This is a genomic window from Pseudomonas sp. MWU349, from assembly GCF_017947325.1.
Taxonomy (GTDB): domain Bacteria; phylum Pseudomonadota; class Gammaproteobacteria; order Pseudomonadales; family Pseudomonadaceae; genus Aquipseudomonas; species Aquipseudomonas protegens.
In genome coordinates, this window is sequence record NZ_JAFEVP010000003.1 from 442361 (window position 1) to 457819 (window position 15459).

General features: G+C 63.8%; 15 protein-coding genes. 12 read left to right on the forward strand and 3 right to left on the reverse strand.

All coding sequences use genetic code 11. The features are described 5' to 3' along the window. Window positions 1-28: 28 nt before the first annotated feature. Complete coding sequence (locus KCG88_RS14060) at window positions 29-472, reverse strand: hypothetical protein (protein ID WP_047284078.1); 444 nt, start codon at window positions 470-472, stop codon at window positions 29-31. Next, window positions 462-872 (reverse strand): hypothetical protein, encoded by a 411-nt coding sequence (locus KCG88_RS14065; protein WP_210712571.1) that lies wholly within the window; start codon window positions 870-872, stop codon window positions 462-464. The genes KCG88_RS14060 and KCG88_RS14065 overlap by 11 nt, the downstream gene beginning before the upstream one ends. A 271-nt stretch (window positions 873-1143) precedes the next feature. Here KCG88_RS14065 and KCG88_RS14070 point away from each other — a divergent pair, with 271 nt between their 5' ends. The 8 genes from KCG88_RS14070 to KCG88_RS14105 all read left to right on the forward strand — a co-directional run bounded on the left by KCG88_RS14070 (window position 1144) and on the right by KCG88_RS14105 (window position 10556). Beyond that, window positions 1144-1869 (forward strand): tellurite resistance TerB family protein, encoded by a 726-nt coding sequence (locus KCG88_RS14070; RefSeq protein WP_047284079.1) that lies wholly within the window; start codon window positions 1144-1146, stop codon window positions 1867-1869. A gap of 217 nt (window positions 1870-2086) precedes the next feature. Beyond that, complete coding sequence (locus KCG88_RS14075; RefSeq protein ID WP_047284080.1) at window positions 2087-3709, forward strand: methyl-accepting chemotaxis protein; 1623 nt, start codon at window positions 2087-2089, stop codon at window positions 3707-3709. After that, the gene (locus KCG88_RS14080; RefSeq protein WP_047284081.1) at window positions 3709-4245 is read left to right on the forward strand and encodes a chemotaxis protein CheW; all 537 of its coding nucleotides are present in this window, start codon (window positions 3709-3711) and stop codon (window positions 4243-4245) included. Before KCG88_RS14075 ends, KCG88_RS14080 begins: the two co-directional genes overlap by 1 nt. Continuing rightward, window positions 4242-5516, forward strand: a complete 1275-nt coding sequence (locus tag KCG88_RS14085) for a protein-glutamate O-methyltransferase CheR (protein ID WP_047284082.1) — start codon at window positions 4242-4244, stop codon at window positions 5514-5516. The genes KCG88_RS14080 and KCG88_RS14085 overlap by 4 nt, the downstream gene beginning before the upstream one ends. After that, the gene (locus KCG88_RS14090; RefSeq protein WP_047284083.1) at window positions 5513-6199 is read left to right on the forward strand and encodes a chemotaxis protein CheW; all 687 of its coding nucleotides are present in this window, start codon (window positions 5513-5515) and stop codon (window positions 6197-6199) included. The genes KCG88_RS14085 and KCG88_RS14090 overlap by 4 nt, the downstream gene beginning before the upstream one ends. After that, window positions 6196-8499, forward strand: a complete 2304-nt coding sequence (locus KCG88_RS14095) for a hybrid sensor histidine kinase/response regulator (RefSeq protein ID WP_210712572.1) — start codon at window positions 6196-6198, stop codon at window positions 8497-8499. Before KCG88_RS14090 ends, KCG88_RS14095 begins: the two co-directional genes overlap by 4 nt. Then, window positions 8496-9506: a chemotaxis response regulator protein-glutamate methylesterase gene (locus tag KCG88_RS14100; protein ID WP_011059482.1), complete on the forward strand. Its 1011-nt coding sequence runs from the start codon at window positions 8496-8498 to the stop codon at window positions 9504-9506. Before KCG88_RS14095 ends, KCG88_RS14100 begins: the two co-directional genes overlap by 4 nt. A gap of 48 nt (window positions 9507-9554) precedes the next feature. Next, window positions 9555-10556, forward strand: coding sequence for a PleD family two-component system response regulator (locus KCG88_RS14105; RefSeq protein ID WP_025127597.1), 1002 nt, complete (start codon window positions 9555-9557; stop codon window positions 10554-10556). Between the two features lie 5 nt (window positions 10557-10561). Here KCG88_RS14105 and KCG88_RS14110 read toward each other — a convergent pair whose 3' ends face one another. Further along, on the reverse strand, window positions 10562-11077 hold the full coding sequence (locus tag KCG88_RS14110) for a hypothetical protein (RefSeq protein WP_210712573.1): 516 nt from the start codon (window positions 11075-11077) through the stop codon (window positions 10562-10564). Between the two features lie 188 nt (window positions 11078-11265). On the opposite strand from KCG88_RS14110, the gene prfB reads away from it, so the two are divergent. The 4 genes from prfB (at window position 11266) to KCG88_RS14130 (ending at window position 15432) form a co-directional block, all read left to right on the forward strand. Then, window positions 11266-12361, forward strand: a protein-coding gene (gene prfB / locus KCG88_RS14115; protein WP_210712574.1) for a peptide chain release factor 2 whose coding sequence is annotated in 2 segments (ribosomal slippage) — window positions 11266-11337 and window positions 11339-12361 — 1095 coding nt in all. Because the reading frame shifts where the segments join, the coding sequence is not laid out codon by codon here. Window positions 12362-12473: 112 nt separating this feature from the next. Continuing rightward, window positions 12474-13976, forward strand: coding sequence for a lysine--tRNA ligase (gene lysS / locus KCG88_RS14120; RefSeq protein WP_047335798.1), 1503 nt, complete (start codon window positions 12474-12476; stop codon window positions 13974-13976). Window positions 13977-14081: 105 nt separating this feature from the next. Next, window positions 14082-14798, forward strand: coding sequence for a TetR family transcriptional regulator (locus tag KCG88_RS14125; RefSeq protein ID WP_047284087.1), 717 nt, complete (start codon window positions 14082-14084; stop codon window positions 14796-14798). An 88-nt stretch (window positions 14799-14886) separates the two neighbouring features. Then, a complete protein-coding gene (locus tag KCG88_RS14130) occupies window positions 14887-15432 on the forward strand; it encodes a hypothetical protein (RefSeq protein WP_047284088.1) in 546 nt (181 codons plus the stop codon). Window positions 15433-15459 lie beyond the last annotated feature (27 nt).

Below are 15459 nucleotides of genomic sequence, written 5' to 3' on the forward strand. Positions count from 1 at the left end.
TACAGAACAGGCATGTGGGCAAGCAGGCTCATTGGCTTTGCGGGTCGCAATACAGCACCGAGCTGCCGGGAGTATGGCGGTCTTCGGTGAGCAGCGGGCGTTCCCGGCCATCACCGAAGAAGGCGGTTCCCAGGTGCTGGCGCACGCTGTCGACACTGTCCTTGAGATACAGGGCGTGGACCGAGAACGGCCCGCGATAGGGAATCATCACGGCGCTGACTGCCAGGCCGTGGTACTGGTCGTCGACGCAATAGCGGGCGGCTTCGTCCAGCTCGCAGGGCTGCAGTTGGCGTTCGCTGAAGTACGCGCCCCGGGGCTGGTGGTCGCTGGCGTCCAGGTAGACGTTTTCCATGGAGCAGTCGGCAAGCCCGGCGAACTGCTGCTCCAGGCTCATGGCCAGGCAGGGGCGGCCCATGATCAGCAGTACAAGCGCCAGCCAGAAGCGCGCAATTGGGGTGTTTCTACTGGGCATGCAACTGCTCCCCGGGCAGGCACAGCCGGCACAGACCCTGCGCCAGCCAGATCGCCAGCAATGGCGGCACGGTCATCAGGAAGCAATAGACGTAGCCGCGTATCGGATGGTCGGGAAACATTGCCCAGGCGGTGAACAGCGCCAGGGTGCCAATCAGGACCAGCTTGACCTTGAGCTGGGGCACCAGGACCTGCAGGAAACTGACGACGATCAGCAGCTGCAGCAGCAGTTCCACCATCATCACCAGACCGAAGCCCTTGGCGAGAGCGCCAAAGTGGCTGCGGTACACCGGTATGCCCCAGACATGGGCGTAGTAGAACAGCAGCGGTGGCAGGCAATGGGGCGCCAGGCCGGTGAGGATTCGCGTCACCTGGTAACGGCTGGCGGCGTCCAGGCTCATGGGCGGCACTCGCAGGCGGTGGCGGGGTTGTTACGGGGCATGGGCGCATCCTTGCTGCCGGAAGTTCAGGGGGGAGCCCGGGCAGTGGCGCCGGTGCTTTCAGGCGGCGGATAGTGCCGTAACTCGGTGTGCTAATCCAGTGGGGCGACGCCGGTGTTTCAGGCCGGGCAAAGCAACATTCAGAAGCACTATCGCCGCATCGACCCGGGCACTTCTCTCTAGGCTTACAGCCTTATGTGTCGACATGACACCTATTTTCCGGAGGCAGCAGATGAACACCCGTGGATTGCTCGATCAATTACTCAGGTCCGGCCAGGAAATGCTGCAGAACAAGGCAGGCGCAGCGCCGGTGGAGCACGGCAAGGCCTCGCAGGGCGGCCTCGGCGGCTTGCTCGGTGGCCAGTCCGGCGGCCTCGGTGGGCTGCTTTCCGGCGCCGGTGGTGGTGCCTTGGCAGCCGGGGCCATGGGCCTGCTGCTGGGCAACAAGAAGGCCCGCAAGTACGGCGGCAAGGCCCTGACCTACGGCGGTCTCGCGGCCCTCGGCGTGCTGGCCTACAAAGCCTACGGCAACTGGCAGGCGCAGCAGGGCGCCGCCCCGCGCAGCGAACCCCAGACCCTGGACCGCCTGCCGGCGCAGCAGGTGGAATTGCACAGCCAGGCGATCCTCAAGGCGCTGGTGGCGGCGGCCAAGGCCGACGGCCATGTGGACGAGCGCGAGCGGGCGCTGATCGAGGGCGAGTTCCGCAAACTGGACAATGACCCGCAATTGCAGCAGTGGCTGCACAGCGAGCTGAACAAGCCCCTGGACCCGGCGGACGTCGCCCGGGCCGCGAGCACGCCGGAAATGGCCGCGGAAATGTACCTGGCCAGCGTGATGCTGGTGGATGAAGAACACTTCATGGAAAAAGCCTACCTGGACGAGCTGGCGCGCCAGTTGCAACTGGCGCCGGGGCTCAAGGCCGAACTGGAGAACCAGGTGCGCCAGAACAACCTCTGAAGCAGCGTTGGGAGTGCCGCTGGCCAGGGATGGCGGTTCTGCCGGGTGGATTTGCCGAATTGCCTTGGCCAGGGTGATGAAAACCGTCGCTGAGCCGCCATCCAGAGCGGGTGCACAAATTTATCGAAAGTGCCAACCGCGGCGCTAAACCACCCATAAAACCTGCATCGTCCTCGGCTATACTCCCCACATTTTTGAATGGCCCCGAGGACTGACTGTGAAGAACTGGACGTTGCGCCAACGCATTTTGGCGAGCTTTGCGGTGATTATCGCCATCATGCTGTTGATGGTCGTCGTCTCGTACTCGCGGCTGTTGAAGATCGAGTCCGGTGAGGAGCGCATGCGCAATGACGCCGTGCCCGGGGTCTATTTCAGTTCGATGATCCGCAGCGCCTGGGTCGACACCTACCTGCAGACCCAGGAAATCATCGGCCTCAAGCAGGATCAGGACATCAGCGCCGAGGACAAGGCGGACTTCAAGGCCTTCGAAGAACGCCTGCAGACCCAGATGACCAACTACAAGCAGACCATCAACAGCCGCGAGGACGAGAGCGAGTTCGCTGCCTTCGAGAAGGACCACCAGGAGTTCAACCGCATCCAGGCCGCCGTGCTCGATCTGCACCAGCGTCGCCAGGAAGACGAGGCGATCCGCCTGTTCAATGAGCAACTGACCCCGGCCTGGACCGCCGGGCGGATGAAACTCAACGACATCATCAGCGAAAACAAGGCCGTGGCCGACTCCGCCACCGCCGCCATCGACGATGCAGTGGCCGCGGCCAAGGTCAGCATGGGCGTGTCGTTGCTGCTGGCGGTGCTGGCTGCCGGGCTCTGCGGCCTGCTGCTGATGCGCGCAATCATGGCGCCGATGAACCGCATCGTGAGCATTCTGGAAATCATGCGCACCGGTGACCTGAGCGGCCGCCTGAACCTGGACCGCAAGGACGAGTTCGGCGCCGTGGAAACCGGCTTCAACGACATGATGACCGAGCTCACCGCCCTGGTGTCCCAGGCCCAGCGTTCCTCAGTGCAGGTCACCACCTCGGTGACCGAGATCGCCGCCACCTCCAAGCAGCAACAGGCCACCGCCACCGAGACGGCCGCCACCACCACGGAAATCGGCGCCACCTCGCGGGAGATCGCCGCGACCTCCCGGGACCTGGTGCGCACCATGACCGAAGTGTCCAGCGCCGCCGACCAGGCCTCGGTGCTTGCCGGCTCCGGCCAGCAGGGCCTGGCGCGCATGGAAGACACCATGCACTCGGTGATGGGCGCGGCAGACCTGGTGAACGCCAAGCTGGCGATCCTCAACGAGAAGGCCGGCAACATCAACCAGGTGGTGGTGACCATCGTCAAGGTCGCCGACCAGACCAACCTGCTGTCGCTGAACGCCGCCATCGAGGCGGAGAAGGCCGGCGAGTACGGCCGCGGTTTTGCCGTGGTCGCCACTGAAGTGCGGCGCCTGGCGGATCAGACCGCAGTGGCCACCTATGACATCGAGCAGATGGTCCGCGAGATCCAGTCAGCGGTGTCGGCGGGGGTCATGGGCATGGACAAGTTTTCCGAGGAAGTGCGCCGCGGCATGGCCGAGGTGCAGCAAGTGGGCGAACAGCTGTCGCAGATCATTCATCAGGTCCAGGCCCTGGCCCCGCGGGTGCTGATGGTCAATGAGGGCATGCAGGCCCAGGCCACGGGGGCCGAGCAGATCAACCATGCCCTGGTGCAACTGGGGGATGCCAGCAGCCAGACCGTCGAGTCCCTGCGCCAGGCCAGCTTTGCCATTGACGAGCTGAGCCAGGTGGCGGTGGGGCTGCGCAGCGGCGTTTCGCGCTTCAAAGTCTGATGGATGAGCTCGCGCACAAGCGCAACGGCGCAACCGGCGCCAAGAATGCGCTGTTCCTGGTGTTCCGCATCGGCCAGGAGCGCTATGCGCTGCAGGCCGTGGATGTGGTGGAGGTGTTGCCGCGCCTGCAGCTCAAGCCCATTGCCCAGGCACCGTCCTGGGTGGCCGGGGTGTTTGCCTATCGTGGCGTGGTGGTGCCAGTCATCGACCTGTGCGAGCTGACCTTTGGCCGCCCGGCGCAGTTGCGAACCAGTACCCGGCTGGTGCTGGTGCACTACCGTGGCGATGCCGCGCAGCCGGCACGGGTTCTCGGGTTGCTGCTGGAACAGGCCAACGACACCCTGCGCTGCGACCCGGCGCAGTTCCAGCCCTATGGCCTGGACAACCGCCAGGCGCCGTACCTGGGGCCGGTGCGCGAAGACGCCCAGGGCCTGCTGCAATGGGTGCGGGTCGACGACCTGCTGCCCCTCAAGGTGCGTGAGCTGCTGTTTCCCGCCGTGCCCCTGGATCCGGCATCGCTTGAGGAGCCTCGATGAGCGAGGAGCAACGATTTTTCGATTTCCTCAAGGAGCGTATTGGCCTGGATGTCGCCTCCGTGGGGCCGGCGATCATCGAGCGCGCGGTACGCCAGCGCTGCAATGCGCTGTGTGCCCGCAGCAGCGATGAGTACTGGCAGAAACTGCAAGGCTCGCGGGATGAGCAGCAGGCCCTGATCGAAGCGGTGATCGTTCCGGAAACCTGGTTTTTCCGCTATCCGGAATCCTTCGCGACCCTGGTCAAGCTGGCCAAGGCGCGGCTGGCGCAGATCAAGGGCATGCGGGCCCTGCGCCTGTTGAGCTTGCCGTGCTCCACTGGCGAGGAGCCCTATTCCATCGCTATGGCCCTGCTCGATGGCGGCCTGGCGCCGCATCAGTTCAAGGTCGACGGCCTGGACGTCAGCCCGTTGTCGGTGGAGCGGGCCAAGGCTGCGCTATACGGCAAGAATTCCTTTCGTGGCCAGCCCATCGAGTTTCGCGAGCGGCATTTCAACCCTGAAGAGGGCGAGCGTTATCGCCTGAGCGAGCGGGTCCGTGAGCAGGTGCGATTACAGGTGGGCAATGTCCTGGATCCGGGCTTGCTGGCCAGTGAACCGGCCTTCGATTTCGTGTTCTGCCGCAACCTGCTGATCTATTTCGACCAGCCGACCCAGCGTCAGGTGTTCGAGGTGCTCAAGCGCCTGACCCATGAAGAGGGCGTGCTGTTCATCGGCCCCGCCGAAGGCAGCCTCCTAGGGCGCCTGGGCATGCGCTCCATCGGCATCCCGCAGTCCTTCGCCTTCAGCCGCCACCATGAGCCCGAGCCGGCTCCGGTGGCGCTGCCGCAACCCTTGCCGCTGCCGGTTCCTGCGCGCAGCGTGGTGCCCCCGGCGCCGCGCCCAAGGCCGTTCGCCAGCCGCCCGGTAGCGGCGCCGTTGAGCGACGGCGCGCTGATGGAAAGCGATGCCGCCAGCCTGCTGGCCACCATTGCCGCCCTGGCCAACGAGGGCAAGAGCGCCGAGGCCCGCGCCGCCTGCGAGCGTTATTTGCAGCAGCACGAGCCGGTGGCCCAGGTGTTCTACTGGCTGGGCCTGCTCAGTGATGTGGCCGGCAATGCCATGGAGGCCCAGGGTTACTACCGCAAGGCCCTGTACCTGGCGCCCCAGCACCCTGAAGCCCTGGCGCACCTGGGCGCGCTGCTGGCTTCCCAGGGGGATGTGGCCGGGGCCCAACGATTGCAGGAGCGCGCCGCCCGCAGCGTTCGCTCTGCCGACAGTGAGTTGAAACGATGAGCCACCCCTATTCATTGGACGTCACCCGTGAAGATGCGCAGGCCATCGATGATTGCTGGAACCGCATCGGTATCCATGGCGACAAGTCCTGCCCGTTGCTGGCCGAGCACATTCACTGCCGCAACTGCTCGGTGTATTCGGCTGCGGCCATCCGCCTGCTGGACCGCTATTCGTTGCGCCAGGAGGACCGCGAGCATTCGGTGGTGCTGGAGGCCGACAGCGATGTGGTCACCCGTTCGCTGCTGATGTTCCGCCTCGGCGAAGAGTGGCTGGGCCTGCCGACCCGTTGCCTGCTGGAAGTGGCACCGCAGCAGGCGATTCATTCCTTGCCGCACCAGCGCTCGCGTGCCCTGCTGGGGGTGGCCAATGTCCGCGGGGCGCTGGTGGCCTGCCTGTCGCTGACCGAACTGCTGGGGCTGGATCCTGCCCCGGCCGCGCCGGCAGGAGGACGGGTGATGCCGCGCATGCTGATCATCGGTGCCGCTGGTGGCCCGGTGGTGGTGCCGGTGGACGAAGTGCACGGCATCCACGCCATTGACGAGCGCATCCTCAACGGCGCCTCGGCCTCCGGCGAGCAGGCCAATGCCAAGTACACCCGTGGCGTGTTGCAATGGCAGGGGCGCAGCCTGCGCCTGCTGGACGAAGATCAATTGCTCGCGGCCGTGACCCGGAGCCTGACATGACCCCCGATCAGATGCGCGACGCCTCGCTGCTGGAGCTGTTCAGCCTGGAAGCCGAAGCCCAGACCCAGGTGCTCAGCGCCGGGCTGCTGGCCCTGGAGCGCAATCCGACCCAGGCAGACCAGTTGGAAGCCTGCATGCGCGCGGCCCATTCCCTCAAGGGGGCGGCGCGGATTGTCGGGGTCGATGCCGGGGTCAGTGTTGCCCACGTGATGGAAGATTGCCTGGTGAGCGCCCAGGAAGGGCGGTTGTACCTGCAGCCCGAGCATATCGATGCCCTGCTGCAGGGTACCGACCTGCTGATGCGCATCGCCACCCCGGGTGGTGCGGAGCTGGTCGCTGCGGACATTCCGTTGTACGTGGCCCTGATGGAGCGCCTGTTGACCCCAGGGGCCACGATGCCGGTGGCGCAAACGCCGGAAGCGCCAGCGCCGGAGCTGCCGATCGCACAACCGCAAGCGTCCCAGGCTGAACCCGACGCCGAACCTGTGCTGCTGGCTGCCAGCGAACCCGCCCATGAGCCCGCTCGCCCGGGCAAGCGCATGACCGAAGGCGGCGAGCGGGTGCTGCGGGTCACGGCCGAGCGTCTCAACAGCCTGCTGGACCTGTCGAGCAAATCCCTGGTGGAAACCCAGCGGCTCAAGCCCTACCTGGCCACCTTGCAGCGCCTGCGGCGGATCCAGAGCAACAGCCTGACCGCCCTGGAAAACCTCAACCTGCACTTCAAGGAACATGCCTTGAGCCTGGAGGCTCAGGAGGCCCTGGCGGATGCGCGGCGCCTGCTGGCCGAATCCCAGCAGCTGCTGGCGGAGAAAACCGCCGAACTCGACGAATTCGGCTGGCAGGCCAGCCAGCGCGCCCAGGTGCTCTACGACACCGCGCTGGCCTGCCGCATGCGGCCCTTTGCCGACGTACTCACCGGCCAGGTGCGCATGGTTCGCGACCTGGGCCGCAGCCTGGGCAAGCAGGTACGCCTGGAGATCGAGGGGGAGAAGACCCAGGTCGACCGCGATGTGCTGGAGAAACTCGAAGCGCCGCTGACCCACTTGCTGCGCAACGCCGTCGATCACGGCATCGAACTGCCGGAGCAGCGCCTGCTGGCGGGCAAGCCGGCGGAAGGGGTGATTCGCCTGCGGGCATCCCACCAGGCCGGTCTGCTGGTGCTGGAACTCAGTGACGACGGCAATGGGGTCGATCTGGAGCGTTTGCGCCAGAGCATTGTCGAGCGCCAGTTGTCGCCGGCGCAGACCGCGGCCCAGCTCAGTGAGGAAGAGTTGCTGACCTTCCTGTTCCTGCCGGGCTTCAGCCTACGGGACAAGGTCACCGAGGTCTCCGGTCGCGGCGTTGGCCTGGATGCGGTGCAGCACATGGTGCGTCAGTTGCGCGGGGCGGTGGTGCTGGAACAGGACACTGGCCAGGGCAGCCGTTTCCACCTGGAGGTACCGCTGACCCTGTCGGTGGTGCGCAGCCTGGTGGTGGAGGTCGGCGATGAGGCCTATGCCTTCCCGCTGGCCCATATCGAACGCATGTGCGACCTGGAGCCCGAGGCCATCGTCCAGGTGGAAGGGCGCCAGCATTTCTGGCACGAAGGCCGGCATGTCGGCCTGGTCGCTGCCAGCCAGTTGCTGCAGCGGCCGGCAACCCAGGAAAGCGCGCCAACTCTGAAAGTGGTGGTGATCCGCGAGCGCGATGCGGTGTACGGGATTGCCGTGGAGCGTTTCATTGGCGAGCGCACCCTGGTGGTGCTGCCGCTGGACGACCGCCTGGGCAAGATTCAGGACATCTCCGCCGGAGCCCTGCTCGATGACGGCCGGGTGGCGCTGATCGTGGACGTCGAGGACATGCTGCGCTCGGTGGACAAACTGCTCAATACCGGGCGCCTTGAGCGCATTGCGCGCAATCATCAGCAGCACGCGCAGGCCGCGCGCAAGCGTATTCTGGTGGTGGACGATTCGCTGACGGTGCGTGAATTGCAACGCAAGCTGCTGATCAATCGCGGTTACGACGTGGCGGTGGCAGTGGATGGCATGGATGGCTGGAATGCCTTGCGTTCGGAAAGTTTCGACCTGTTGATCACCGACATCGACATGCCGCGAATGGATGGAATTGAATTGGTCACACTCTTGCGTCGTGACAATCGCCTGCAGTCCCTGCCGGTGATGGTGGTGTCCTACAAGGACCGTGAGGAAGACCGGCGCCGTGGACTGGATGCCGGTGCCGACTATTATCTAGCCAAAGCCAGTTTCCATGACGACGCCCTGCTGGATGCGGTGGTGGAACTGATTGGAGGAGCGCGGGCATGAAGATAGCGATAGTCAACGACATGCCCATGGCCGTGGAGGCCCTGCGCCGTGCCCTGGCCTTCGACCCCAGCCACGAGGTGGTGTGGGTCGCCACCAATGGTGCGGAAGCGGTGAAGTACTGTGCCGAACTGACCCCGGACCTGATTCTCATGGACCTGATCATGCCGGTGATGGATGGCGTCGAGGCTACGCGGCGGATCATGGCCGAGTCGCCGTGCGCCATCGTGATCGTCACTGTCGATCGCCAGCAGAATGTGCACCGGGTGTTCGAAGCCATGGGCCACGGCGCCCTGGATGTGGTAGACACCCCGGCCCTGGGCGCGGGCAATGCCCAGGAAGCGGCGGCGCCACTGTTGCGCAAGATCCTCAATATCGGCTGGCTGATCGGCCAGCGCGGTAGTCGGGTGCGTTCCGCGCCCCAGCCACTGCGCAGCGGTGCGCCACGCCAGAGCCTGGTGGCCATTGGCTCCTCCGCGGGTGGGCCGGCGGCGCTGGAAGTGTTGCTCAAGGGCTTGCCAAAGGACTTTGCCGCCGCCATCGTGCTGGTCCAGCACGTTGATCAGGTGTTTGCCGCAGGCATGGCCGAATGGCTCAGCAGTGCCTCCGGCCTGGAGGTGCGCCTGGCCCGGGAAGGCGAGCCGCCGCAAAGCGGCAAGGTCCTGTTGGCGGGCACCAACCATCATATCCGTCTGTTGAAGAACGGCACCCTGGCCTATACCGCCGAGCCGGTGAACGAGATCTACCGGCCCTCCATCGATGTGTTTTTCGAGAGCGTTGCCAGTTTCTGGAATGGCGATGCGGTGGGGGTGCTGCTGACCGGCATGGGCCGCGACGGCGCCCAGGGCTTGAAGCTGATGCGTGATCAGGGTTATCTGACCATCGCCCAGGACCAGAACAGCAGTGCGGTGTATGGCATGCCCAAGGCGGCCGCTGCCATCGGCGCCGCCTCAGAGATTCGCCCGCTGGACAAGATTGCTCCACGTTTGCTGGAGATATTTGCCAAATGACTGATAAACGCAGCGGTCTTGGCCAGGTAGCAATTCAGGTGACAACCCATGAATGATTTACAGCTCGACGAATTCAAGACCGACGAAAATGCCGCCATGGTGTTGCTGGTGGACGACCAGGCCATGATCGGCGAAGCGGTGCGGCGTGGGTTGGCGAACGAGGAAAACATCGATTTCCACTTCTGCGCCGATCCGCACCAGGCCATTGCCCAGGCGATCCGCATCAAGCCTACGGTAATTCTCCAGGACCTGGTGATGCCGGGCCTGGACGGCCTGACCCTGGTGCGCGAGTACCGCAACCACCCGGCGACCCAGAACATTCCGATCATCGTCCTCTCCACCAAGGAAGACCCGCTGATCAAGAGCGCGGCCTTTGCCGCCGGGGCCAACGACTACCTGGTCAAGCTGCCGGACAACATCGAGCTGGTGGCGCGCATTCGCTATCACTCCCGTTCCTACATGACCCTGTTGCAGCGTGACGCGGCCTACCGCGCCCTGCGGGTCAGCCAGCAGCAGCTGCTGGACACCAACCTGGTGCTGCAACGGCTGATGAACTCCGACGGCCTGACCGGGCTTTCCAACCGCCGGCATTTCGATGAGTACCTGGAGCTGGAGTGGCGGCGGGCGATGCGCGAACAGAGCCAGCTGTCGCTGTTGATGATCGACGTCGACTACTTCAAGACCTACAACGACACCTTCGGCCACCTGGAGGGCGACGAAGCCCTGCGCAAGGTGGCCACGGCGATTCGCGAGGCCAGCAGCCGGCCTTCCGACCTGCCGGCCCGCTACGGCGGCGAAGAGTTCGTGCTGGTGCTGCCCAATACCTCGCCGGGCGGGGCGCGACTGGTGGCCGAGAAGCTGCGCCAGACCGTGGAGGCTTTGAAAATCCCCCATATCGCGCCGGTGGAGGGCGCGAGCCTGACCATCAGCATCGGTCTTTCCACCATAACGCCACAGCCCAACAGCCATTGCCGGCAGTTGATTTCGGCGGCGGACAAGGGGCTGTACCTGGCCAAGAACAACGGCCGCAACCAGGTCGGTATCGAGTAACCGCCTCAGCTTCCAGGCTGCTCGTCGGTCTCCGGGGCCCGAGTGACGGGTACCAGGGTGTCGCCGAACAGGTAGTAGCTGTGGCTTGCGGTTTGCGAGCAGGTGAGAAGGGCCGCTTCGACCCGGTATCGGGTGTGCAGGTCGAGCCTTTTCTCGTTGAAGAGGTTGTTCAGCCGGCAGCAGGCAGCGATGGGATAGTCACCGAAGCTGTAGCTGAAGTTGCCATTTCGGTGGCTGGAGACCCAGGTGGCGCTGAATTGACCTTGCAGCCACTGGGTCCGGGCTGCCACCTCGCTTTGCTGGCCTTTCAGGCGATGCAAGACCCACCACCACAGGAAGATCGCCCACGGCACCAGCAGGGCGCAGGCCAGCTGTGGGGAGATCAACAGCCAGACCCCTTGCAGCAGGATCAGCACGAACAGGCTCAGGAACAGGCATATGAATGCCTGCGCTCCCCTGAGATTGCGACGCTCGCGGGCCTTGATGTAGCGGATTTGCGAGTCGCTGAGGGTTCTCTCCATGGCGGGCTGTTTCCTGGTTCTGCTGGCAATCGAGTGCGAGAAGTGGCATTCACGCTCGGATTGTATAGGTCCTGGCGCTTAAATTAGCGGGTCTAATTGCGCTTAAAGCCGCTAAGCGGGCTGCCGTGAATCAGTGATTCCGTTATAATCTCCGGCTTTCAAAAGTTCGCCAACGAGTGCCGCCCCCCATGGAAATCAACCCGATCCTGAACACCATCAAGGACCTGTCCGAGCGCTCCGAAACTATTCGGGGGTATCTTTGACTACGATCAAAAGCATGAGCGTCTGACCGAAGTCAATCGCGAGCTTGAAGATCCGAGTGTCTGGAACAAACCCGAATACGCCCAGGAACTGGGCCGCGAGCGCGCAGCGCTGGCACAGATCGTCGAGACCCTGGACGAACTGAACGGCGGCTTGGCCGATTGCCGCGATCTGCTGGACATGGCGGTCGAGGAAGAGGACGAAGGCGCAGTGGGCGATGTCGTCGCCGAGCTGGCCCGTCTCGAGGAAAACCTCGCCAAGCTCGAATTCCGCCGCATGTTCAGCCACGAAATGGACCCGAACAACGCCTACCTGGACATCCAGGCCGGTTCTGGCGGCACCGAGGCCCAGGACTGGGCCAACATCCTGCTGCGCATGTACCTGCGCTGGGCCGACAAACGCGGTTTCGACGCAATCATCATGGAACTGTCGGCCGGTGAAGTCGCCGGTATCAAAGGTGCGACCGTGCACATCAAGGGCGAATACGCCTTTGGCTGGCTGCGCACCGAGATCGGCGTGCACCGTCTGGTGCGCAAGAGCCCGTTCGACTCCGGCAACCGTCGCCACACCTCGTTTTCCGCCGTTTTCGTCTCGCCAGAGATCGACGACAAGGTGGAAATCGAAATCAACCCGGCAGACCTGCGGATCGACACCTATCGTTCCTCCGGTGCGGGTGGTCAGCACGTAAACACCACCGACTCGGCCGTACGTATCACCCACGTACCGACCAACACCGTGGTCAGCTGCCAGAACGAACGTTCCCAGCACGCCAACAAGGACACCGCCATGAAAATGCTGCGGGCCAAGTTGTACGAGCAGGAAATGCAGAAGCGCAACGCCGCTTCCCAGGCCCTGGAAGACACCAAGTCGGACATCGGCTGGGGTCACCAGATCCGCTCCTACGTGCTCGATGCGTCGCGGATCAAGGATCTGCGCACCAACATCGAACGCAGCGACTGCGACAAGGTACTCGACGGCGACATCGACGAATACCTGGAAGCCAGCCTGAAATCGGGCTTGTAATACTGCAATACGGGATCGGCTGACACGGTGCGATCCCGTAGGAGCCGGCTTGCCGGCGATCTCCAGGCCGAAGGCCTGGGGGCAATGAACCTGTGATGGAATTTCAAAAGACATGAGCGACCAACAACTCGACCCGCAAGCACTGCAACAGGAAGAAAACTCCCTGATCGCCCTGCGCAAGGAAAAGCTTGCTGCCGAGCGCGCCAAGGGCAATGCCTTCCCGAACGACTTCCGCCGCGAAAACTACTGCGACGATCTGCAGAAGAAATACGCGGACAAGACCAAGGAAGAGCTCGCAGAGGCTGCAATCCCGGTCAAGGTTGCCGGTCGCATCATGCTCAACCGTGGCTCGTTCATGGTGATCCAGGACATGACCGGTCGCATTCAGGTCTACGTCAACCGCAAGACCCTGTCCGAAGAGACCCTGGCCTGCGTCAAGACCTGGGACATGGGCGACATCATCGCTGCCGAAGGCACTCTGGCCCGTTCCGGCAAGGGTGACCTGTACGTTGATATGACCAATGTGCGCCTGCTGACCAAGTCGCTGCGCCCGCTGCCGGACAAGCACCACGGCCTGACCGACACCGAGCAGCGCTACCGTCAGCGCTACGTCGACCTGATCGTCAACGAAGAAGTACGCCAGACTTTCCGTGTGCGTTCGCAAGTGATCGCCCACATCCGCAGCTTCCTGATGAAGCGCGACTTCCTCGAAGTCGAAACGCCGATGCTGCAGACCATCCCTGGCGGCGCTGCGGCCAAGCCGTTCGAAACCCACCACAACGCGCTGGACATGGAAATGTTCCTGCGTATCGCCCCTGAGCTGTATCTGAAGCGCCTGGTGGTTGGCGGTTTCGAGAAAGTGTTTGAGATCAACCGCAACTTCCGTAACGAAGGCGTTTCGACCCGTCACAACCCCGAATTCACCATGTTGGAGTTCTACCAGGCTTACGCCGACTACGAAGACAACATGGACCTGACCGAAGAACTGTTCCGCGAACTGGCGCAGTTGGTCCTGGGCAGCACCGACGTGCCGTACGGCGACAAGGTGTTCCACTTCGGCGAGCCGTTCGCGCGCCTGTCGGTGTTCGACTCGATCCTCAAGTACAACCCCGAGCTGACCGCTGATGACCTGAACGACATCGACAAGGCTCGCGCCATCGCCAAGAAGGCCGGTGCCAAGGTGCTGGGCTTCGAAGGCCTGGGCAAGTTGCAGGTGATGATTTTCGAGGAGCTGGTGGAGCACAAGCTGGAGCAGCCGCATTTCATTACCCAGTACCCGTTCGAAGTGTCGCCGCTGGCCCGTCGCAACGACGATAACCCCAACGTCACCGACCGTTTCGAGCTGTTCATTGGTGGCCGTGAAATCGCCAACGCCTACTCCGAGTTGAACGACGCGGAAGACCAGGCCGAGCGCTTCATGGCCCAGGTGGCGGACAAGGACGCCGGTGATGACGAAGCCATGCACTACGACGCCGACTTCGTCCGTGCCCTGGAATACGGCATGCCGCCCACCGCCGGCGAGGGCATCGGTATCGACCGCCTGGTGATGTTGCTGACCAACTCGCCGTCGATTCGCGACGTGATCCTGTTCCCGCACATGCGGCCGCAAGCTTAAGTGCTCTGAATAATCAGCCGCCTTAATCAGGCGGCTTTTTATTGTCTGGTTGGAACTGACGTACCGCTTCTAATTCTGTGTGATTTTTAAGAGGGAATACCTGTCGTGAACCGCGCAATTGCTCAAGAAGGTGCAGCTGGCATCGCCACTGCGGTGGCTGAAAGTGTTCAGTACCAGGGCCGCAAGGCCAGCCGCCAAGGCAGTGAGCAGCGTAGACAGGACATTCTCGATGCCGCCATGCGCATTGTCGTGCGTGACGGAGTGCGGGCCGTGCGCCATCGCGCGGTGGCCGCCGAAGCCGGTGTGCCCTTGTCGGCCACCACCTATTACTTCAAGGATATCGATGACCTGCTCACCGATACCTTCGCCCAGTACGTGGAGCGCAGCGCGGCGTTCATGGCCAAGCTGTGGGCCAGCAACGAGGGGCTGCTGCGGGAAATGGTCGCCTATGGCGACGGCAGCGCCGCCTCGCGCTCGCAACTGGCCGACGATATCGCGCGTATGACCGCCGATTACGTACGGCGCCAGTTGGACACCCGTCGTGAACACCTGATGGCCGAACAGGCCTTCCGCCAGGAAGCCTTGCTCAACCCGCGCCTGGCGCAGCTGGTGCGCTCGCACCAGCAGATCCTGCTGCACGGCACTTGCCAGTTTTTCCAGGTCCTGGGCTCGCGGGAGCCGCAGCAGGATGCCAAGGTATTGACGTCGATAATCGGCCGGATGGAATATCAGGGCCTGCTCAACGGCGCCGAGCCGCTGGTGGAAGAAGAGATGCTCGGCATCCTTACGCGCTACATGCATCTGGTTCTGGCTTCGGTCTGAGCCGCCCGGCCTGGCTTGTCGGCTGCGGCCTGTCGGTCGTGGCCCGCGCCAGCGGCTACAGTGATTCTGGTGTTCATGGGAGAGTTGCATGCAAGCCTGGCGCGTCCTGATTGCCCTGTCGTTCCTGCTGCTCAGCGGTTGCCTGGTGGCCTTCAAGGAGCCGCTGCCGGCTGCGCAAGCGGCGCCTGCCCAATTGCTGGGCAAGTGGGCCAGCAAGAATGCCTGGGGCGAGCCGCTGAACATCCAGCTCAGCCAGATCGGCGCCAACCGCTACCGCGCGTCGAGTTACCCAGGCGGCACGGCGCGCCCGCGGGACACCTATGATTTCACCGTTTCCCGGCATGGCAACCGCTGGTACCTGTCGGCGGCGGTGCCCCAGGCGTTTGGCGGGCACTACAGCCTTGCCGGCTTCGAGTTGACGGCAAGGCACGAACTGGTGCTTTACACCCTGGACCTGGAACAGATTCGCCAGGCCCTGGGTCAAAAGGCCTTGAGCGGTGAGCCCATGGCCACGGCCGAAGGCGATGGCGTGCTGATCAGCAGCCCCTTGCCCGAGGTCTTCGCCTACCTTGATGACCCCGCCAATTCCGACTTGTTCGTCGAGGCGGCGCGCTTCAAGCGCGTGGGCAAGTGACCCCGCGCTACAGACCCATTCAATAGG